Annotated in this window: 18 protein-coding genes; 3 read left to right on the top strand and 15 right to left on the bottom strand. The window is 55.6% G+C overall.

Features of this window, described 5'->3' with window-relative positions; genetic code table 11:
* Positions 1 to 31 precede the first annotated feature (31 nt).
* The 8 genes from KF784_11045 to KF784_11080 all read right to left on the bottom strand — a co-directional run bounded on the left by KF784_11045 (position 32) and on the right by KF784_11080 (position 10,126).
* A complete protein-coding gene (locus KF784_11045) occupies positions 32 to 724 on the bottom strand; it encodes an aspartate/glutamate racemase family protein (GenBank protein MBX3119592.1) in 693 nt (230 codons plus the stop codon).
* 357 nt (positions 725 to 1,081) lie between these two features.
* On the bottom strand, positions 1,082 to 1,381 hold the full coding sequence (gene rpsJ / locus KF784_11050; protein MBX3119593.1) for a 30S ribosomal protein S10: 300 nt from the start codon (positions 1,379 to 1,381) through the stop codon (positions 1,082 to 1,084).
* 219 nt (positions 1,382 to 1,600) lie between these two features.
* Positions 1,601 to 2,608 (bottom strand): phosphotransferase, encoded by a 1,008-nt coding sequence (locus KF784_11055; protein MBX3119594.1) that lies wholly within the window; start codon positions 2,606 to 2,608, stop codon positions 1,601 to 1,603.
* 163 nt (positions 2,609 to 2,771) lie between these two features.
* The gene (tuf, locus tag KF784_11060; protein MBX3119595.1) at positions 2,772 to 3,980 is read right to left on the bottom strand and encodes an elongation factor Tu; all 1,209 of its coding nucleotides are present in this window, start codon (positions 3,978 to 3,980) and stop codon (positions 2,772 to 2,774) included.
* A gap of 290 nt (positions 3,981 to 4,270) precedes the next feature.
* Positions 4,271 to 6,400: an elongation factor G gene (fusA, locus tag KF784_11065; protein ID MBX3119596.1), complete on the bottom strand. Its 2,130-nt coding sequence runs from the start codon at positions 6,398 to 6,400 to the stop codon at positions 4,271 to 4,273.
* 34 nt (positions 6,401 to 6,434) lie between these two features.
* Positions 6,435 to 6,905 (bottom strand): 30S ribosomal protein S7, encoded by a 471-nt coding sequence (rpsG, locus tag KF784_11070; GenBank protein ID MBX3119597.1) that lies wholly within the window; start codon positions 6,903 to 6,905, stop codon positions 6,435 to 6,437.
* An 11-nt stretch (positions 6,906 to 6,916) separates the two neighbouring features.
* Complete coding sequence (gene rpsL / locus KF784_11075) at positions 6,917 to 7,303, bottom strand: 30S ribosomal protein S12 (GenBank protein ID MBX3119598.1); 387 nt, start codon at positions 7,301 to 7,303, stop codon at positions 6,917 to 6,919.
* Positions 7,304 to 7,699: 396 nt separating this feature from the next.
* Complete coding sequence (locus KF784_11080) at positions 7,700 to 10,126, bottom strand: hypothetical protein (GenBank protein MBX3119599.1); 2,427 nt, start codon at positions 10,124 to 10,126, stop codon at positions 7,700 to 7,702.
* A gap of 307 nt (positions 10,127 to 10,433) precedes the next feature.
* Here KF784_11080 and lysS point away from each other — a divergent pair, with 307 nt between their 5' ends.
* Both lysS and KF784_11090 read left to right on the top strand, forming a co-directional pair.
* The gene (lysS, locus tag KF784_11085) at positions 10,434 to 11,999 is read left to right on the top strand and encodes a lysine--tRNA ligase (protein MBX3119600.1); all 1,566 of its coding nucleotides are present in this window, start codon (positions 10,434 to 10,436) and stop codon (positions 11,997 to 11,999) included.
* 388 nt (positions 12,000 to 12,387) lie between these two features.
* Complete coding sequence (locus KF784_11090) at positions 12,388 to 12,867, top strand: DUF4339 domain-containing protein (GenBank protein MBX3119601.1); 480 nt, start codon at positions 12,388 to 12,390, stop codon at positions 12,865 to 12,867.
* A gap of 107 nt (positions 12,868 to 12,974) precedes the next feature.
* On the opposite strand, the gene KF784_11095 is transcribed toward KF784_11090, so the two are convergent.
* The 3 genes from KF784_11095 to KF784_11105 all read right to left on the bottom strand — a co-directional run bounded on the left by KF784_11095 (position 12,975) and on the right by KF784_11105 (position 15,832).
* Complete coding sequence (locus KF784_11095) at positions 12,975 to 13,382, bottom strand: hypothetical protein (protein MBX3119602.1); 408 nt, start codon at positions 13,380 to 13,382, stop codon at positions 12,975 to 12,977.
* A gap of 228 nt (positions 13,383 to 13,610) precedes the next feature.
* On the bottom strand, positions 13,611 to 14,723 hold the full coding sequence (mnmA, locus tag KF784_11100; protein MBX3119603.1) for a tRNA 2-thiouridine(34) synthase MnmA: 1,113 nt from the start codon (positions 14,721 to 14,723) through the stop codon (positions 13,611 to 13,613).
* Positions 14,720 to 15,832 (bottom strand): vitamin K epoxide reductase family protein, encoded by a 1,113-nt coding sequence (locus KF784_11105; protein ID MBX3119604.1) that lies wholly within the window; start codon positions 15,830 to 15,832, stop codon positions 14,720 to 14,722. The genes mnmA and KF784_11105 overlap by 4 nt, the downstream gene beginning before the upstream one ends.
* Before the next feature lie 161 nt (positions 15,833 to 15,993).
* Here KF784_11105 and KF784_11110 point away from each other — a divergent pair, with 161 nt between their 5' ends.
* Positions 15,994 to 16,308: a hypothetical protein gene (locus tag KF784_11110; protein ID MBX3119605.1), complete on the top strand. Its 315-nt coding sequence runs from the start codon at positions 15,994 to 15,996 to the stop codon at positions 16,306 to 16,308.
* Here KF784_11110 and KF784_11115 read toward each other — a convergent pair.
* From KF784_11115 to KF784_11130, 4 genes are all read right to left on the bottom strand, one after another.
* Positions 16,298 to 16,873 (bottom strand): HD domain-containing protein, encoded by a 576-nt coding sequence (locus KF784_11115; protein MBX3119606.1) that lies wholly within the window; start codon positions 16,871 to 16,873, stop codon positions 16,298 to 16,300. The genes KF784_11110 and KF784_11115 overlap by 11 nt on opposite strands.
* Before the next feature lie 41 nt (positions 16,874 to 16,914).
* Positions 16,915 to 18,240, bottom strand: coding sequence for an L-seryl-tRNA(Sec) selenium transferase (selA, locus tag KF784_11120; protein MBX3119607.1), 1,326 nt, complete (start codon positions 18,238 to 18,240; stop codon positions 16,915 to 16,917).
* Positions 18,241 to 18,263: 23 nt separating this feature from the next.
* Positions 18,264 to 19,283 carry a hypothetical protein gene (locus tag KF784_11125; GenBank protein ID MBX3119608.1) on the bottom strand — a complete coding sequence of 340 codons (1,020 nt, stop codon included), beginning with the start codon at positions 19,281 to 19,283 and terminating at the stop codon, positions 18,264 to 18,266.
* An 83-nt stretch (positions 19,284 to 19,366) separates the two neighbouring features.
* Complete coding sequence (locus tag KF784_11130) at positions 19,367 to 20,356, bottom strand: hypothetical protein (protein ID MBX3119609.1); 990 nt, start codon at positions 20,354 to 20,356, stop codon at positions 19,367 to 19,369.
* Between the last annotated feature and the right edge of the window lie 54 nt (positions 20,357 to 20,410).

Consider the following 20,410-nt stretch of genomic DNA (forward strand, 5'->3'; position numbering starts at 1 on the left):
TAGATTGGCGAGGCTTCGCTTGATTCGAGCTCTACCCCGACAAGGCAAATTCGGAGGCCGCCATTGCGTGGATCAAGGTTGTATCGAACGTGGGTATAGACACATCTTCGGCGCTGATGAGCATGGGAATCTCGGTGCATCCCAGGATCGCGCCCTCCGCCCCTTGATCTTTTAGGCTCTCGATGATTTGCACGTACCGGGCACGCGTTGCGTCAGAAAAAACGCCGAGCCCCATCTCCTCAAAAATCGATTTGTTGATGAAGTCGCGGTCTGCTGCATTGGGGATGAGCCACTCAATGCCCGACGCGCTGAGCTTGTCGCGATAGAAGTCCATCTCCATCGTATATTTCGTGCCAAGAAGCGCAACTCGGCTCAGGTTTTGTGCCTTGATGGCATCGGCTGTGGCCTCGGCTATGTGGATCACCGGAAGCGAGACTTTTTCCGTCACTTTGTCGGCGAAGAAGTGCATCGTATTGGCGCAAAGCATGATCCCCTCTGCTCCGGCCGACTTGAGCCGTACTGCTGCGTCAAGAATGAGGCTCTCGTTCTGAGACAGATCTCCCCCGCTTTGGTTCTGGACGACCTCTTGAAAGTCGAGTGAGACGAGGATGCACTTGGCGCTGCTCACACCGCCAAGCTTCGCGCTCGCAAGTTCGTTGAGGTGCCGATAATAAATGGCCGTCGAATGCCAAGTTGTGCCACCGATCAGACCCAGCCATTTCATAGTCAGAAGGATACCGGCGTCAGTCTTGACCGTGGCTTATGAATAGGCCGGAGAGTAAGGATTGTAAGGGGAAGTACGAGCTATCAGCGAACAGCTATCAGCTATCAGCTATCTGCAATCAGAGATCAGTTATCAGTTATTAGCGATCTGCCATCAGCGATCAGTTATCAGCAATCAGCAATCAGCAATCAGCAATCGGCAATCAGCAATCAGCAATCAGAAATCAGCAATCAGAGATCAGTTATCAGCGATCTGCCATCAGCGATCTAATAATCAAAAAATCGGAGATTGGACGAGCATCTTGTGCCCTTCCGATCTCCGATCTCAGATTTCTGATTTCTGATTTATTGTATCGAACTAGCTCTTGATCTCGATATCCACGCCGCTGGGAAGGTCGAGGCGCATCAGCGCGTCGATCGTCTTGTTGGTGGGCTCAAGGATGTCGATCAGACGGTTGTGGGTGCGAAGCTCGAAGTGCTCCATCGACTCCTTGTCGATGTGCGGCCCGCGAATCACGCAGAACTTGCGGATGTTGGTGGGAAGAGGAACCGGTCCGCAAACTCTTGCGCCGGTGCGCTTGGCGGTCTCAGTGATCTTCTCTGCAGAGGCGTCGATCAAGCGGTGATCGTACGCGCGAAGTCGTATTCTAACTTTCATTTGCCTTTGATACTCCTGTGTTTGCCGAAAAAACAGCCGTCCGGCAAAGACGACTCAACCTCCCGGCTCGGAGATAATACCACCAACCGGGTTGAACCTGATAAACCCTCGCAGTTAGTCCCATCTCAGACCATTGCAACGAAGAAGCCGCGTGGCCTGTTCTGCAAGTTGCCAAGACACAACGCATGCCCGTTTGGTGGCAGATCAGGAAGGGATCAGCTACCCCTGCATCGTTGCGACGCGGGGGTCGAAACGTCCGGTATCGGAAAAGTGTTTGAGCCTTGTTTCGGTCACCTTTGCGTACTTGGGTGCGAGCTCCGAAAACCCAGCCGTGTTGTTCTTATAGAATTCGTTCACAAGCAAAGGCGCTCGGGATGCGACTAGCCATTCAAACTCCTCGGGCGTCACACCAAGCTCCGCAGGAGCCGAGCCAAGCCCCCGCCAGTACGCCTCTTCGATCTCCTCGGCATTGGGGCTGATTCGGATGTAAAAGAGGGTGACGTACGCATCCATAACGGGAGTCCCCAGGATCGTATCGTCAAAATCGAAAACCGATAGCTTCCCTCGCATCCACTTTACGTTCCACATGTGCAGGTCGTAGTGGATGGGGATGAGCGCTGCTGAGTTTAGCTTCTTGACGAGCCTGTTCCCTTCGTTCACAACCTTGTGAAAGAGCGAATGATCCAGGTCAGGCATGTGCCGGTCGATCTGGTATTCATAGCCAAACATCACGTCTTTGATGGGCTTTAAACCGGCTCCAGCCGGCATTTGAAAGCCTGCTGCGTGCTCGTGCATTGTTCTGGTGGCCCTGCCCATCGCCTCGGCGGTTGCCGGCGCAAGGGGGATTCCCGCGTTCTTTCCTGGCAGCCACGAGTACAAGACCCCTCGGGCTTTACGGTTGAGTGGCTCTGACCACGCTTCGGCGATCTGAGCGCCTCCCTTGGTCGTTTGGGGAGTTGGCACGCGCAGATCGGTCTCGGCGCTCAGGGCGCTTACCCAAGCCACTTCGGCATTCATCTCCGCCTCGTCTCGAAGGGAGTTGGTGTTGATGCGCAGCGCGTACTTGCTGCCGTCGCTTGCCGAGACAGCGAAGGTGGTGTTAAAGCCGTGATTGATGAGTTTCAATTCTCGGATGTCGACGGGATACTGAGCAAGCAGATCCAACGCTGTTGACTTCAGGCGGCTGACCTGACCACGCTTTCCTAACTCATCAAAACTCTTTGCCATTCCATCCTTCCTTGCTTTCCAATTGAACTGTCAAAACGGTGTACCGAAACTGCAAGTTTTGTAACCGGGTCCAAGGGCTTGGATAGGATACAGCAGCCTCTCAAAAAAAGAGAACCCCAATGCACATGCATTGGGGTTCTTTTACACTTTCCAGAAGTCTTACTTATTCGTAAACCTTCGAGATGGTGCCAGCGCCAACGGTTCGACCACCCTCACGGATAGCGAACTTGGAGCCGATTTCCATAGCAATCGGCGAGATAAGCTCGATCGTCATGGTGATGTTGTCTCCGGGCATAACCATTTCGACGCCCGTCGGAAGGTTCAGCGTACCGGTAACGTCCGTCGTGCGGAAGTAGAACTGCGGTCGGTAACCCGTTACGAACGGGGTGTGGCGTCCGCCCTCTTCCTTCGACAGAACGTAAACCTCGGAGTCGAACTTGGTGTGCGGCTTGATCGAGCCTGGCTTACATACAACCATGCCTCGCTCAATGTCCTTTCGGTCTACACCGCGAAGGAGCAGACCAACGTTGTCGCCCGCCTGAGCCGAATCCAGAAGTTTGCGGAACATTTCAATTCCTGTACAAACCGTCTTCTTGGGCGCTTCCATAAGGCCGACGATTTCAACTTCTGTGTTGACCAAGAGCGAACCGCGCTCGACACGGCCGGTGGCAACCGTACCGCGACCCGTGATCGTGAAAACGTCCTCGACAGCCATAAGGAACGGCTTCTCGGTTTCGCGCTGCGGGGTCGGGATGTAGCTGTCGACAGCTTCCATCAAGTCGAAAACCGGCTTGAACGCAGGATCGTCAACGCCAGCGCCCTTCTCAAGCGCGTCGATGGCCTTAACCGCCGAACCCTTGATGATGGGGGTGTCGTCGCCTGGGAATCCGTACTTGCTCAGCAGATCTCGAACTTCCATCTCGACGAGTTCGATCAGCTCTTCGTCGTCAACGAGGTCAACCTTGTTGATGAAAACAACGATGTAAGGAACGCCAACCTGACGGGCAAGCAGGATGTGCTCGCGTGTCTGGGGCATCGGACCGTCGGTAGCCGAAACGACGAGGATCGCGCCGTCCATCTGAGCCGCGCCGGTGATCATGTTCTTGATAAAGTCGGCGTGTCCCGGACAGTCAACGTGCGCATAGTGGCGGGTATCGGTCTCGTACTCCTGGTGGGAGATGTTGATCGTGATACCTCGTGCCTTCTCTTCCGGCGCGTTGTCGATCTCTGCGTACGCAACCTTCTTGGCGAAGCCCTTGAATGCGAGGGCGCCGGTAATAGCTGCGGTCAGCGATGTCTTGCCGTGGTCGACGTGGCCGATTGTGCCGATGTTGACGTGCGGCTTATTTCTCTCAAATTTAGCTCGTGCCATTTATTTCCTTGTTCCTTTGTGGTTTGGGAGGGCGACCCGTCGCCCGACTTCGGTCTCACCCCAACCACACGGAGGGGTTAACGACAATCGGGTATTTTACCGGCTCACCCCTGCTAACCGCAACGTCATAGGCCTTCTAAGGGCGAATGTCCCCTTCAACCGAGTCTATCGTCAAAAAAAGTGCGTGCGATATGCTCGCGCGAAGTCGGTTGAGCACACTAAGAGGCATCGCACAAAGGAATACCTCCAAGCGTAACACTTGGAGGTTTTATGGTGATAACGGGGTGTTGTTACCGACCGCCCTGAGCCTTCGCCATGATTTCGTTCGCAATTCCTTGCGGAACCTCTTCATAGTGCGACGGCGTGACGTTCGGCATTGCTCGGCCTTGCGTAAGCGAACGCAGGGTCGTCACGTAGCCAAACATTTCTGACAGCGGAACGTGTGCATTCACGATGCTCGTGCCACCGAGCGCGGATTCCATGCCTTCGATGCGTCCGCGTCGTCCGTTGATGTCGCCAACCACGTCGCCGACGTTGCCTTCCGGCGTCGTGACTTCGACGTGCATAATCGGCTCTTTGATCACCGGATTGGCCTTTCTCATGGCCTCTTTGAAACCGATGACCGCCGCCTGCTTAAAGGCGTTCTCGTTCGAGTCAACTTCGTGGTAGCTGCCTTCCAAGACTGTGACCTTCACATCTACGACCGGATAGCCCGCCATAACGCCTGCGAGCAATCCTTCCCGGACGCCCTTTTCGATTGCGGGGATGTACTCCTTGGGGATTGATCCGCCGACAACCTTGTTCTCGAAGACAAAGCCACCGCCTGCGGGCAAAGGCTCAATCTCCAGCCAGCAGTGACCGTACTGGCCTGAACCGCCAGTCTGACGGATGAACCGGCCTTCGGCCTTCGCCTTCACGCGAACCGTCTCGCGGTAGGCAACCTGCGGCTTGCCCTGGTTTGCCTGAACACCGAACTCTCGGTTGAGACGGTCGACGATGATCTCAAGGTGAAGCTCACCCATTCCTGAGATGATCGTTTGACCGCTCTCCGCGTCGGTGTACATTCGGAAAGTCGGGTCCTCTTGGGCAAGTCGAATCAACGAAGTCGAAAGCTTCTCTTGGTCGGCCTTGCTCTTTGGCTCAATCGCGATCTGGATAACCGGTTCGGGGAACTTGATGCTCTCCAAAGCGATCAGATCGTTCTCGGCACAAACCGTATAGCCCGTACTGACATCACCAAGACCGATGACGCCTACGATTTCGCCGGCACACACCTCATCGAGGTCGTTGCGGCTGTTGGCATGCATCTCAAGGATACGGCCGATGCGCTCGTTGCGGATTCGGAATTCATTGGTTTGCGGGTCGCGATACGCGATGGCAACCGGTGATCCCTTCTTGAGGGTTCCCGAATACACGCGGATGTAGCTAAGACGTCCTACGTGCTTGTCGCTCATGATCTTAAAGACCAGAGCTGAGAACGGCTCTTTATCGTCGGCCTGGCGGACGAGCACTTCTTCCGATCGCGGATGAACGCCCTTCACTTCGCCAACGTCAACCGGCGACGGGAGAAACTCGACAACAGCGTCGAGCATTGCCTGGACGCCCTTGTTCTTGAACGCTGAGCCCGAAAGAATGGGGACGACTTTGTTCGCCAGTGTGCCCGTTCGCAAGGCTGTGCGAATATCCGCTTCCGAAATCTCTTCACCTTCGAGGAAGCGCTCCATGATGGAGTCGTCGAAATCGGAGATCGACTCAATCATCTTCTCGCGCCATTCGACCGCCGAGGCACGGAGGTCGTCAGGGATCTCCACGATCTCAGAGGTCTTGCCGTCATCGGACATATACATCGTCGCCTTCATCGTAATGAGGTCGATGTAGCCTTTGTACTGGCTCTCTGCGCCGATGGGAATCTGAATTGGGGCGGCGTTTGCGCCAAGGCGTGCCCGGAGCTTCTCCACAACCTGGAAGAAGTCAGCGCCGAGACGGTCCATCTTGTTGACGAAAGCGATTCGGGGAACCTTATACTTATTCGCCTGACGCCAGACCGTTTCGGACTGCGGCTGAACGCCACCGACCGCACAATAGACAGCTACAAGCCCATCGAGGACGCGGAGCGAACGCTCGACTTCAACGGTGAAGTCAACGTGTCCGGGTGTGTCGATGATGTTGATCTTATGCTCGGGCTTGTCCTTGTCGGAGCCTGACCAGAAACATGAGGTTGCCGCCGAGGTGATGGTAATCCCTCGCTCCTGCTCCTGAACCATCCAGTCCATGGTTGCCGCACCGTCGTGCACCTCGCCGATCTTGTGGGATCGCCCAGTGTAATAGAGGATGCGTTCGGTTGTGGTCGTCTTGCCCGCATCAATATGCGCGGCGATACCGATGTTGCGAACCAGATTTAAAGGGTGGCTTCGAGGCATAGTAACTCTTTTTCAAAAAACAAAAAATGAAAACTTAGAATCGGTAGTGGGAGAACGCCTTGTTCGCGTCTGCCATGCGGTGCGTATCCTCACGCTTCTTGACCGAGCTTCCCTGCCCGTTCGAGGCATCTATAAGCTCTCCGGCCAATTTTTCAACCATGGTTTTGCCAGCGCGCTTTCGCGTGTTTTGGACGAGCCAACGCAGAGCGAGGGTTCGGCGACGGTCCGGGCGGACCTCCATCGGAACCTGATACGTCTGTCCACCAACACGTCGGGGACGTACTTCGACAGTCGGCATCACATTGTGCAAAGCCTTCTCGAACACGTCGATTCCGGACGCACCCGTGCGCTCCTCGACGAGGCTGAGCGCGCCGTAGAAAATCTTCTCGGCGACGGTTTTCTTACCACCCAGCATCATGCGGTTGATAAAGCGTTGGGCCATCTCCGACCCGTAAACGGGATCGGGGAGGACGATTCTCTTAGGAACTGCACCTTTTCTCGGCATAACTTAAATCCTTACTTCTTCGCTCCGGCCTTGGGTCGTTTCGTGCCGTACTTGGATCGGCCCTGCATACGGTTGTTCGTTCCCGCTGTCTGCTGGGTTCCACGGACGATATGGTAGCGAACGCCGGGAAGGTCCTTGACGCGGCCACCGCGAACGAGCACCACAGAGTGCTCTTGCAGGTTGTGTCCAACACCGGGAATATATGCCGTGACCTCGATACCGTTCACCAAGCGAACACGGGCAACCTTCCGCAGAGCCGAGTTCGGCTTCTTCGGGGTCATCGTTCGCACAACGGTGCACACTCCGCGCTTCTGCGGATTTGATTTCAATGCCGGGGATTTACTCTTGACCTTCGGCACTCTTCGTCCTTTTCGGACCAATTGGTTTACTGTCGGCATAATTCACTTAACCGTTCCGTCACGACCCATCTGGAGAATCAGGGCTCTGTTTTGGCAACAAAAAAGGTCCCTATCGTTTGCGCCGGACAGGGGCCTCAGGCTCGTTTTTGCTCGTTTTCGAACTCGTTCCGCAACCTTTGGCGACTCGCCATGCGCCTCCTTAGACGTGACTATTATCTTTCCGCAAAGGCGGAAAAATCCAGGGGGAAGTATGCCCCAGCAGACTCGGGCGTGTCAAGTGGACGGACCCAAATGGAGGGTCCTTCGGCCTGATAACAGGACGCATTGCGTCCGACCGTTGCAGTTGTTCCCTTGTCAGTACGGACCAATCGCGCAGGAAGATGCGCAAAAGATACCGATTGTCAGGCGCTGAATGTCAGCCCTACACAGGGGCTTCTATCCTTTCAAATCTCGGAGCGTTCTGTCCACGAGCTGCTGCATGTTGGCAGGCAGTTTTTGTTTGCTGAGAGCTTCGACGTCACCAATCATCTCCTTGTCGGAATAGGTTCTTATCGCCCCAAGCGCCGCTGAAACGGCATCCCACTCCTTGAGTTTCAGAGTGGCACGGAGGATGCCTCTGATTTCGCCATTCAGTTTCAGACTCGCCATGGCCCGAATTCCGACGACCCGCACGGCGGGATTGGCGCTCTTGGCGGCGTTCATGACGGCGGCTGTTGCCTCTGGCTTGTCTACCGTCGTCAAGGCGCCCAGCGCCCGCGCACGAATCTGCTCTCTTAGGCTTGACATCGCCGCAGCCTTCAGGAATGTCTGGGTGTCCTCCTTCGGGTCGAGTACCCCAAGCGCCGCAAGAACAACGCTGTACGGCTGGGCATCCGAAACCAACGCACGAATAGCGCTACGGTCCGATACCGGCATTCCAGGTTGTCCTAACACTCGCACCGCTTCCGTTCTCCTTCCGAAGTCGGGATGGGTGAGTTCGCTTCGGAAGAACAACAGGGTCGCAGGGGCCGCCGCTTTGGCGAGCGCGGAAGTAGAATTGAACACTGGAAACTGCCCCCGGTCCGACTCCAAAAGTCTAAGCGCAGCGCTGATCATTGTCGCATCGGGGGAGTCGGCGAGCATCAAGTTCAGCGCAGCACGGCGATCGATTGGATTAGGCGCATAGCGAGCAATGGACTCAGCCTCATCGGCGGCGAAGGAATGCTTCATCTCGCGGAGGAAGTCGTGATCGGGGTCCAGAATAACCGCGTCCGGTTTTTGCGTGGTTTTGAACTTGAACTCCTGTTCTGCATCGGATAACGTGAGCGCCTGACTCGTCACTTTTGAGCCGGAAATGAAGCCAACCTTGGTCGGAATGCGATAGATCGGCGTTCCGTCTTCGGTGCCCTGCATCTGTCTGACTTTCAGAACCACTTCGTTCGTATCGTTGTAGCTCCACTCGTATTCGATTACGGGATGTCCTGGCTTGTAAACCCATTGATCCCAGAACCATTCCAGGCTGAACCCGCAAGCATCCGTCATGGCCTGGCAAAGATCGTCGCTGACGACCGGCTGGTTGGCGTGCTTGAGCAGATAGGCTTTAATCCCAACGAAGAAAGCTTGATCGCCGATCATTCGCCTCAGGGTATGCAGAACCGACGCTCCTTTGGGATAGGCGTGGCTGTCGAAGACTGAATCGGGATTGGCGTACATCTTCGTGACCAACGGGCGCTTGTAGCGTCTCGCCTCGTTGAAGTAGCCCTGCATATTCCCTTCGACCGACTCGGCGTAACCCACCGCACCCCGAGCATGTTCAAAGTAGAGCGCTTGGAAGAAGGTGGCAAAGCTCTCGTTCAGCCAGATGTGCGACCAGTCTTTGCACGTCACATAATCGCCAAACCACTGATGCGCGAGTTCGTGGGCGTTGAGGCCAGACATGGTCATGAAGCCGGCTCTCGGATCGGTCAGCGCACCCTCGCCCAGGGTCGTCGCGCTCACGTTCTCCATGCCTCCGCCAAAGTCGTACATCGCGTTCTGTGCATATTTGGGCCACGGATATTTCAGCCCAGTCACCTTGGAGAAGAAGCTGAGCATGTCCTTTGTGTCGTCGAACGAGCCGGGGATGAGATGCCCCTTCCCTTTCGGCACGACGTACCAAAGGTCGATCCCTTGCCAAGTGTCGCGCCCGATATCGAACGGACCGCCGACCAGTGAAATCAGATAGGTGGCATGCGGCTGGCTCATCTTCCAGTGCCACGTCCGCCGCCCGCTCTTGACCGTGTCGCTCACCAGACTGCCGTTCCCGATCACCGACCAGCCCGCATCCACCGTCACTACCGATTCCGAAGTTGCAAAGTCGTTGGGATAGTCCCAGGTGGGGCACCACTGGCGGTTGGTCAGCGTCTCGCCCTGCGTCCAAAAGCCGACATGGCTAGGGTGCGAGTCGTTCGGCTCGATCCAATGCCACCCGCCCCCTTCGGCAAAGTGGCCTCCCTTCTGATCCTTCGACGAGTACTTGATGACGATCGTGCTTGCCTTGCCGCGTACCGTCGGTGGGCACGAGACATGTAGATCGTCCTTGTCGCGGCGGTAGTTGACGGTCGCCCCGTCTAGCGTGACCGAGCTGATCGTCAGCCCCTCCCACGCATGGAGCATCACCGACGTGAGCCCGCTCCTCAGCGGCGCGTATGTGTTCTTGACCACGCCGCTGTACACCCGGTTCGGATAGTCGATATCCAGTGTGACGGCGACATGCTTGAGGTCGAACGTGCGGTCCGGGGCGTAGTGGATCTTCGCTGTCGGAGGCTGGAAGGGGTTTCTCTGGGCAGCGCTTATTGCACAGACGCAAAGACAGGCAAGAATGGCGACGGGAGTTCGGAACATACCGAATGGAGTATAGCCACACACCAGCTTGAATCTGTACAAGCTCTCACACACTTTACACAGGCTGGAGGAACCGCTCTCTCGGTTCCGGTGTGGAGTGCGGCACCTCAGTGCCGCTTTGTCCTGCCAAGATTCGTCCGAGGTGTCTAATACGACCTATAGGACATCTAAGACCTATTCAAAGGGCCCCCCACGCCCGAATGCCTGAACGCCTGAACGCCCCAATGCCTCACGCCCAACGCCCAACGCCCAACGCCCCACGCCTCACGCCTCACGCCTCACGCCCAAGTACAATCAACTCCCTATCATGTCAGAAGAGCTATCCCTGCGCGAATTGCGACTCCAAAAGCTCGCCCGAATGCGCGAGCTGGGCCACGATCCGTACGCGATTGAGAAATTTGAGCGCACGGATTCGGCCCAAGGTCTTCTCGAAAACTTCGAGGAGAACAAACAGGTCGCCTTTGCAGGTCGTGTGGTGAGCTACCGTTTGATGGGTAAGGCGGGGTTTGCTCACCTCAGCGACGGAGACGGCAAGATTCAGATCTACTGCCGAAAGGACGACGTCGGCGAAGTGGGCTGGGAGCTTTATCACCTGCTGGACATCGGCGATCACGTTGGCGTGAAGGGTTATCTTTTCGTCACGAAGACGGGCGAGAAGTCGATCCACGTCAGCGAGCTGATCCCCCTCAGCAAGTCGTTGCAGGTGCTCCCGCTCGGCAAGACGCAGGAGGTCAAGGACGACGAAGGCAACGTCATCGGCACGAAGACTTGGTACGAGCTTGAAGACGTTGAGCAGCGATACCGCCATCGGCATCTCGACCTCATCGTCAATCCCGATGCACGTAAGGCGCTGATCAACCGTGCCCGTATCGTCTCGGCGGTGCGCCGATACTTCGATCAGAACGGCTATCTGGAGGTGGAGACTCCCTTGTTGCAGGTTGTGGCGGGTGGCGCTGCCGCACGTCCGTTCAAGACGCACTACAACGCCTACGATCTGGAAGTCAAGCTTCGTATCTCGCTTGAGCTGTATCTAAAGAGGCTCATCTGCGGCGATATTCCGGCGGTCTATGAGATCGGGCGCGTGTTTAGAAATGAGGGCGTGTCGAACCGCCACAACCCGGAGTTCACGCTGCTGGAGTTTTACGAGTCGTACACGAACCTCGAAGGGATGATGCGGCGGGTCGAGGAGCTGTTTGCGTTTGTCGCGATAGAGGTTTATGGTTCGGCACACGTTCAACTCGGACACGAGGACGAACCCTGCTCCGAGTTCACATACGACTTTTCGAAGCCCTGGAAGCGGGTCAGCCTGCTCGAAGAGATCGAACGTCACACCGACCTCACGGCGGAAGAGCTTTCCGATCTGGAGCTAGCCAAGAAGGCGATGGTCGCCAAGAGCGTGGTGGACAAGGCCCACGAAGTCGGCGGGCACATCAGCCTGGAGAAAGAGGACAACTTAGGCGGCTTGATTGAGAAGCTGCTTGAGGTCTTCGTTGAGCCAACTCTTCAGGAGCCGACCTTCGTCGTCGGCTATCCCATCGAGACTTCGCCCCTTGCCAAGAAGGAGCCCGGCAATCCACGCATGACCCGGCGGTTCGAGGGCTACGTTTTAGGACGTGAGATCTGCAACGCTTTTAGCGAGATCAACGACCCGGTCGATCAGAAGGAGCGGTTTGAGCAGCAAGGCAAGGAGCTGGCCAAGGGCGACGAAGAGGCACACCCCTACGATGAGGAGTTCCTTTATGCCTTGGAAGGTGGCATGCCTCCGACAGGCGGTTGCGGGATCGGAATGGAGCGATTAGCGATGATCCTCACCGGCGCCGACCACATCCGGGAAGTGATGTTCTTCCCGATGATGAAGCCGAAGGAGGAGTGAGCGGGCGTTGGGGCGTTGGGGCGTCGGGCGATCCATTTCTCCAACCGCTTGCCGTGGAGGGTCAATAGATTTTAGATTGACGATTTTGGATTGGCGATTGCAGAGTCTATTTCGCGCAGAGTTCGCAGAGGATGCAGAGTTTTGGAATGCGCCTATGTAAACTTTGTGTCTCTGCACGAGAGTTGTTCGTTTTTCGCCAAGGTGCAAAGCTATAGCAGAAAACCTCGATGGCAGTTAGTCCTGCCTACGCATCAACCGGAATCATGAATCCGCTACTTCGGGAGATGGATCGTTAACGGCAGAAATCCACCTTCTACCCTCGACACCATGACCTGCAGACATGCAAAATGGCACAGAGTCTCGGGAACAGCTGATTCTAGGAGTTTTAATGCAGTACTACGTTAAAGGCACAGATGGGCAGGACTACGGCCCTGTGAGCATTGACCAGCTCAAGCAATGGGTCACCGAGAACCGGGTTCATCCCGACACCCAACTTAGGGACTACCATACCAACGAAATCAAGCCCGCCCGCAACATCCCCACCCTCTTCCCTAATGCCGCGCCGACTTCACAGATCCCGGGCACGACGTACGGACCAAATCTTCAATCGGGCCAAGCCTACAAGTATCCGACCGAGGAATCGGTCTGGCCGTTCTTGTGGGTGATCGGTGAGGCCATTCTCGGCATTGTTTTCTTCTTTGTCTTGCACAGGCTTGGAATCATCTTCGCCGGGTTTGCCATGTACAACGCTGTGCGTCTGCAATCCAGGGGCAGCAAGTACGGCGTGTTTGGGCTTGTTTTTGCCGGGGTCTGCTTGCTTGCAGTTGTGGCGGGTTGGATACTTCGGCTGAGCGGCGCGGGGCTGTAGACGATTTTACAGCTGCTGAAACAGCCAGTTTCCAAAGCCATAAGTAAATAGAAAGGCGCAGGCATATGCCTGCGCCTTTCTATTTACCCATAACCCTTACGGCCTTTTTAAATCGCGATAACCGCGTGGGTGGGTCGGGGCATTGCCCCGGTAGGTGATGCCCGGCGTGTGAGTTCGATCAGACTTCCCGTCTCATCGACCCATCGGAGCTTGAGATGCCACATATCGACCTCTTCAAGCTTGAGCGCCCAAATCTCACCGCCTTGAGTGTCTAGCGTCAGATAGTATGCGCCGTTCACGGGTACCACCGCGTACCTGCCCTTCAGCGCCAGATTCTTCTCGAAGCAGACCAGTTTGAATCCGCCGTCAAGATCGATGGTCAGTTCAAAGCCCTTATGCTCGTCTTGGACCACCCACGTACCAGCGAGGGCTTTCCTGAGCGGTGCATATGTGCGGTGCCAGATTGTTTTATATTTTTCTTGCTCGCCTAAAATCATGTGTAGTGCCGAGTTCATGGGTCTTCCTCCACTTTCACTCGCTTAAACGCATCTATTGGTATGCAGGGTCACCAACTTTTGAGAAATAGGCGCATTGTCCTGGAAAGATTCTTAACAATGTGGGACATCGTGCACATCGCTGGGGCTTATGATCCCCCTTAGTTGCGATGGGAACTAATACAGCCCCTACTTTGCGTACAGTTGTGAATAGGACAGGTGTCTTAATGACATCTTAATGTGTCGTCCTCAGATCATCTGCGGACCGTCTCGCAGGATTGTTCCACCCATCGCCACGCTCTGGCCCCGATACGCCACTGCGATCTGTCCGGGGCTTACCGCTCGGACCGGCTTATCAAACACCAACTTAGGCACAGGTCCTGTGACCAGCGTCGCGGGCTGCGGGTCCATGTTGTAGCGAATCTTCGCCACCACCCTGAGGGATTCGCCGTCAGGATCGGCTACGCCCCAGTAAGGCTCGCCAACGAGAACGTCGGTCTGCAAGAGCATTCTGTCGTCGTCGGAGACCGTTACTCGGTTCGAGGCAGGATCAACGCCCAGGACATAGAGCGGCTTGCCCGAACGCACGGTCAACCCCAGCCCTTTGCGCTGGCCCACGGTGTAATCGGCAACGCCCTCATGCTTGCCAAGCACCTTTCCATCGGCATCGACAATCTCACCCTCTTTGAACGTGTCAGGACGGTTCTTGCGCAAGAACTCCCGATAGCCCCCGGCCTCGCTTACAAAACAGATCTCCTGCGAATCCGGCTTCCCTGCCACGTGCAAGCCAAGCTCTGCCGCCATCGCCCGCGTCACGGACTTGTCGGGAAGCTCGCCCAGCGGGAACCAGCTCTGGCTCAGCTCCTCCTGCCCAAGCATATAAAGCACGTAGCTCTGGTCCTTCTCGCTGCCCCGCGCCTTCATCAGCCGATACCGGCCCGAAGCCGCATCGCGCCGGATTCGCGCATAGTGCCCGGTCACCAAAGTCTTGCACCCCAGCTCGTGCATCTTCTCCATCAGCGAATGGAACTTCACCTTCTTGTTGCACTGCACGCAGGGGTTCGGGGTTCGTCCCTCGGCATATTCGTCCATGAAGTTCTTGATGACGGCCTGCTTGAACTCCTCCTTGAAGTTGATGACGTAATGGGGGATGCCGAGCATCCGCGCCACGCGACGGGCGTCTTCGACGGCCCCGAGAGAGCAGCATCCCGCGTGACGGGGATCGGTCTGGCTCTCCTGCCAGATCTGCATCGTCATGCCGACAACGTCATAGCCACGCTTCACCATGAGCGCAGCGGCAACGCTGCTGTCCACCCCGCCGCTCATCGCAACGAGGATCGGTCCTTTGTTCTTGAGGTTCACTTACCCCCTAAGATATCCTGCCACTTCTTACTTTCGACGAGGGTGTCTAGGTCTGCCTGCCCAAGAACGACGATTTTTCCGTCTGGCCAGATCACAAAATACGTCGGCGTGGCGTTCAATCCAAGCTTGTCTGCATCATTTCTGTCGGACCAAACCTTATCAAACCACGGGCCCTGATCGCCGTTCATTGCCTGAGTGATGAGGGAATCCTTGAGCCCGACTAAACCGGCGGCTGCAGTGATTTGCTCGTCAGCAACAAGCTTCTTCGATGGGTCCATGATGATATCCATGAACTCCCAGAACTTCCCTTCTCCTGCGGCAACCTCGCTCACGAGTGCGGCAGGGAGCCCCTTCTCGTGACCCGGCATTTCCCAGAGTGGATAGTGTCTGAAGACGAATTTTAACTGCGGGTATTTCTTGGTCAGGCCCTTCATCTTCGGATAGCTTCGGCGACAACTTGGACACGAGAGGTCGGCAAACTCGACGAGGGTGACGATGCCATTGGGATTGCCGGCAACGTGGGGGTTTTGACCGATGATCGTGGGCAATAGACTCGGTTCGATATCGCGCATCATCGACTTTGGCTTCATCATCGAGCCAACCATCATAACCGAGATGGCTGCCGCAAATAGGGAACCGCCTATGATCCCAATGTCAGGCATACTTGCGCCCTTGGTTTCTGGAGCCTCCGCACCCATGAGCAGATAGTGCGTCACGAACAGGAAGAACATTATAAACGCAGAGCCGACGCACCATTCACACATGGCCTCAACAATGACCCTCGAATAAATGATGAGGCCGAGGCTTGTGAGTGCACCAAACGCCGCCATGCCGAACGTGAGCTTTGTATAGGCTTGGCTTTCCTTAAAGCCGACAAAGATCCGAGCGACGGCAAACGCCAAGAAAACGATGTAAGCCAGCAGACCGATCGCGGCGAGGGGCACTGGGCCGATCATTGCCACTACAGAGTCAGTCACTTTGGCGCAACTTACAGTCATTGAGCATGGGGCAAGGGCGTTCGAATAGTGCGCCAGCGTTAGAACGCCAGCGATGAACATGCCGATACTCGACAGGATGATGATTGCTTGGTTAAGACGGATCGCCTTCACGACAGAGAAGTATAACGAGTTCTTGCCCTATTAAGTTCGCGCTCAAGGGAAACCCCGCCGTCTTGACGGCATGAAACCGTCCAAAAGGTCAGGATTTGCCGGTCCTATCGTGCGGAACAAATCGATCCCAACCGAAGACTTAACTGTCAGGACACGATGAAATGAAACTTGGGCAGCGAATCCACAATATGACCGATATCGGACGCCGAATCTCTCTCGGGCACCTCAAGCGTTGCCCGGTGTGCGGCACCGTCAATTCAACACAGACTCACGAGTGTGTGATGTGTCGCTGGCATGGAGAATTCGATCACGACCATGAGTCGATTGAAATGGGCCTGACCGAACTCTTTGACAAGTGTCCAGACCTCGCCGAGGTTGTGCTAACGATCCCAACAAAGCGCAAAAGGCGCGGCCTTGTCAGTTGGTTTGGGATGCTCCGGTGGATCCTGCGAGGCAGAATCGACCTCAAAGTTTAACGAGCGGCTGGATCAGCGGTTGGACTTGTCGAAAAGCGGTGACAACTGCGGGGTCGAACTGTGTTCCCGAGCATCGCTCAAGTTCATCAAGCGCTTCGCTGTCCGATTTTCGATTGGGCCCGACAAAGCACATCACATCAAAGGCTTCCGAAACCGCGATGATGCGAGCGCCCAACGGAATGTCTTCGCCTTTGAGTGAATCGGGATATCCCCCGCCATCCCAGCGCTCATGGTGATGTTTGATCATCGGCACACACGGAGCGAGATACTCGAAAGACTCAATCACACGGAGAGCCAAGATCGAATGTAGGTGAAGGGTCGCAATCTCTTCTTCGGTCAGCTTTCCGGCTTTATCGAGAAGCGCCGAGTCGATGTGAACCTTGCCCACGTCGTGGAGTTCGGAAGCTCGTCGAACGTTGATGAGTTCTTCATCGCTCATCCCCATCTTCTCTGCCGTCGCTGTCGCGTAAACGGAAACACGCTCGGCGTGATCGCCCTCTCCAGACGAGTGCATATCCAGCGCCCGCAGCAGGCTGCGAATGGCGTCGTTCTGAGACTTCTGCATCGCGTCTGTAATCAGACGATCAATATCTTGAGAATCAGGGGTCACAAAAGGGATAACGCTTTTTCGACCCTCAAAAGTTCACTACGATCTATCGTTCGAGGGTCAAGCCAGACGATATCGCGTTCGATTCGGGTTAAAATTGCAGGTCTTCCCGTTCTCAATTTGCGAGCCGTTGCAATAGGATCGGCGGTTTTGAGACCGAGCCTCCACGTCGGGATTCCCGCTCCGGGTGCAGAGCCACCGCCGACTTCGGTGAAACCCTGTGAAACTAGGCTCTCACCCTTGAAAGCCCTTTTAAGCCGCTGAGCATCTCGTTTGACGGAATCGAGGGGTTTTGAAAGGTAAGCAAGTGTGGGAATCTCATTCTGTCGTCCTGTTGAATAGAGCCGAAGCGTCTCCTCAAGGGCGGTAAGCGTGAGCTTGTCGACGCGAACTGCTCGCGCCAACGGGTGCTTGCGAATCTTTGCGATGGCTTCTTTCCGTCCAAGGATGATTCCGGCCTGTGGGCCGCCCAAAAGCTTATCGGCGCTCGCCGTGACGACATCAGCTCCTGCAGCCACCGCTTCTGGCAAAGTCGTTTCGTGCGGCAGCCCATACTCGGCGATATCGATGAGGCAACCGTTGCCCATATCGTCTATGATGAGAAGCCCTTTTTCGTCAGCGATCTTCCGCAAACTCTCTGCGGAAACCCCTTGCGTAAAACCTACGACGCGGTAGTTGCTGGGATGACAGCGTAGAATGGCGGCGGTTTCTTCGGTGATCGCATCTTCGTAGTCAAAGACATGAGTCTTGTTTGTGCAGCCAACCTCCACAAGTCTGCAACCGCTCTGCCGCACAATGTCCGGCATACGAAACGATCCGCCTATCTCGATCATCTGCCCACGGCTCAAGATCACCTCTTTTTGCGCACACAGCGCGCATAGAGCGAGGAGGACTGCGGCGGCGCAATTGTTGACCACATGAGCATCCTCCGCGCTTGTAAGGGCCAATAAGAGGGCTCGAACGTGGTCTTGGCGGTCACCTCTCTCCCCAGAGGCAAGGTCAATCTCGGTGGCGACGTGGCTCCCGGCAACTTCGGAGAGCCTTCTCTGAACGCTGGGTGCAAGTCGGGCACGTCCGATCCCTGTGTGCAAGATCACCCCGGATGCGTTGATAACTTCGACCAGTGAGGATGCGACCAGCGATTCGGCTTCGTTGACCGCGAGTTCGATAGCTACTCCGTTTTGGGGGCTTTTTCCTGCCTGCACCATCGCTCGCATTTTTGCGACGGCTCCGCGAGCCGCGGCCGTGCGAACGGCAACAGGGTAACCGCTCAAGGCGGATTCCCGGCTGAGGGCATCAACTTTAGGTAAGTCGCGAAGTTCCATACGCGACATTTAGTTTAGCAATGTTATTCGCCGTAACGAGCCAATTCGGGCGGGCGTCCGGGGCTTCCAGGCCCTGAGCGGGTTATCACCACGGTCTGATTTCGCTCTTGGCGTGTGTTGCTGTCATAGATTGTGAGCAGGGCGGTCACGTTAAGCTGTGTGTCTACTCGGAAGGTCGATTTCGCCCAAACCACCGACCTTGGATCGATCTGTACTGCTCCGGTTGGTGGTGCGCCTGGGCTGGGTTTATCTTGCTGTTGAATGCGAAGCCAGGCCACAAATGCAGCCGCAGCCTGATTTTTGCTGACCATCGAAAAGTCGCGTTTCTTGCTGGCGGGATCAAGCGCCTCTAGCAGTTCGGGTTCGGTCAACTCTTTGATGAGAGCGATCCTGGTCTCCACCGCCTGTACAAAAGAGGCCTGCTTTTGTTTATCAACGTTCGCTATCGTCATTCGAAGCGTCCGCTCCGCCCGCTTGCCAAACTCGGGACCGTAGGGCAAGATGGTGGACTCTTTGAGTGTTGTCTTTAGGTGTCCGCCAACCAGTTTGGCAAGCTTCACGAGGAAATCACGTTCAGGCATCTCCTCAATTCTCAAAGAAAGTCGGAGCGAGCCTAACACTGGGTGGATCACGAGCTTCTTGGAGAACGGTAACGACGTCAGCGATTCCAGCTTAACGGTCTGAGTGTCAAGCATCTTTATCGTGACTTTCCCATCCTGTACCGTTTCAGCGGGAAGGCGTATATCGGAAATAGGATAGGTGGTCTTCAACTGAACATACACGCTCAAGGCCTCGGGCTGAATCATGCTGTCGAGGAAAGTCATCTCTACCCCAGGCATCTTCAGCATCGTTTCCGACGACCGGAAAGCAGAGACAATCGTGTTAATGTCAGCAGGGTCAAATTCGACTTTTGGAATTCTCGCAGGCGTGGCTTGGCAGACCATCACAGCTTGCTTTGTTTCGTCGAAAAGCTTATTCGCAAAGGCGTTGGGAGCGCCCCCCGAAAAAGTAAAAGCGGCGAGCGCCGCAGTGGCAACAATCATAGTGTCCTCGATGGCATCTGTGCTTTAGACGAAGACAGATGCCATGAGTTATGACAAAGGCTTAGAATCCTCTCAGAGGGCGACTATCCTCGCCCACGACGCGACGTTCGGGACTGCGTCACGGTGTAGCGCACTTCGTTTTCGCGCCGTGAAACCGGATCGACGAGCACAAGTTCAGCCGAAAGATTCAGCCGACTGTCCACTCGGAAGGTTGAGCGCTGCCAATCGACATACCGGAGATCAACGATTCGCGTTCGGCTGCGTCTGCCCGAAGTTTGCGCCTCTTGCATAGCCATCTGAACCCATCGTACAAACACTGAGGCGGTTCTTTGCTTCGTCGATATCCAGAACTCGGTTCTAACTGATCCGTCGAGTGCGTGAAGTAGTTCTTGGGGATTCATTTCTCGAATCATCGCGATGCGCGCCTCGACTCCTTGGAGCATCAGTTCGTTGCCGTTTGGATTAATGTCTCGAACTGATGTGCGAAGTGTGGTTTCCGCTCGCTTGCCGAACTCGGCAACATAGGGCATGATCGTCAACTGTTGCTCAGTGGAGAGAAGGTGCCCTCCAATCAACTTGGCTACCTTGATTAGAAACTCCCGTTCCTCCATCTCTTCAACACGAATTGCAAGCTGTAGGTTGCCAAGGACGGGATGGATACGGAGCGGGCGTGACAGTTCAAGATTTGCAAGGTCTTCGACGCGGATGACCTCATTCTCTTTCAGTTGGATCGTGATCTTGCCATCGTTTACGGCATCCGCATCCAGTCTGGCGGTACGTGCCGAGTACGAGCCTGGCAGACGAAGGTTGAGTCCCAATACCTCGGGCGGGATCATGCCGTCTGTATAGGTCATTTCAACGCCCGGTGTTTTCGTCATGGTTGGCGACGACCTGAAGGCAGCATAAATGGAGTTGACATCAGTGGCGTCAAACTCCATTGCGGGCAATCGAACACTGACAGCCTGAGACACCATAACGGGCTGCTTAGACTCCTCAAAAAGCTGATTGGCGAACTCGCTTGGAGAACCGCCTGAAAACGTAAAGATTGCCGCTACTGCCGTCCAAATAGTCATAGGATCACCTACGCGTAGAGACGCCTTTGGACAGCAATTGTTCGATTAATTACA

This window comes from Fimbriimonadaceae bacterium (assembly GCA_019638775.1).
Taxonomy (GTDB): Bacteria; Armatimonadota; Fimbriimonadia; order Fimbriimonadales; family Fimbriimonadaceae; genus JAHBTD01.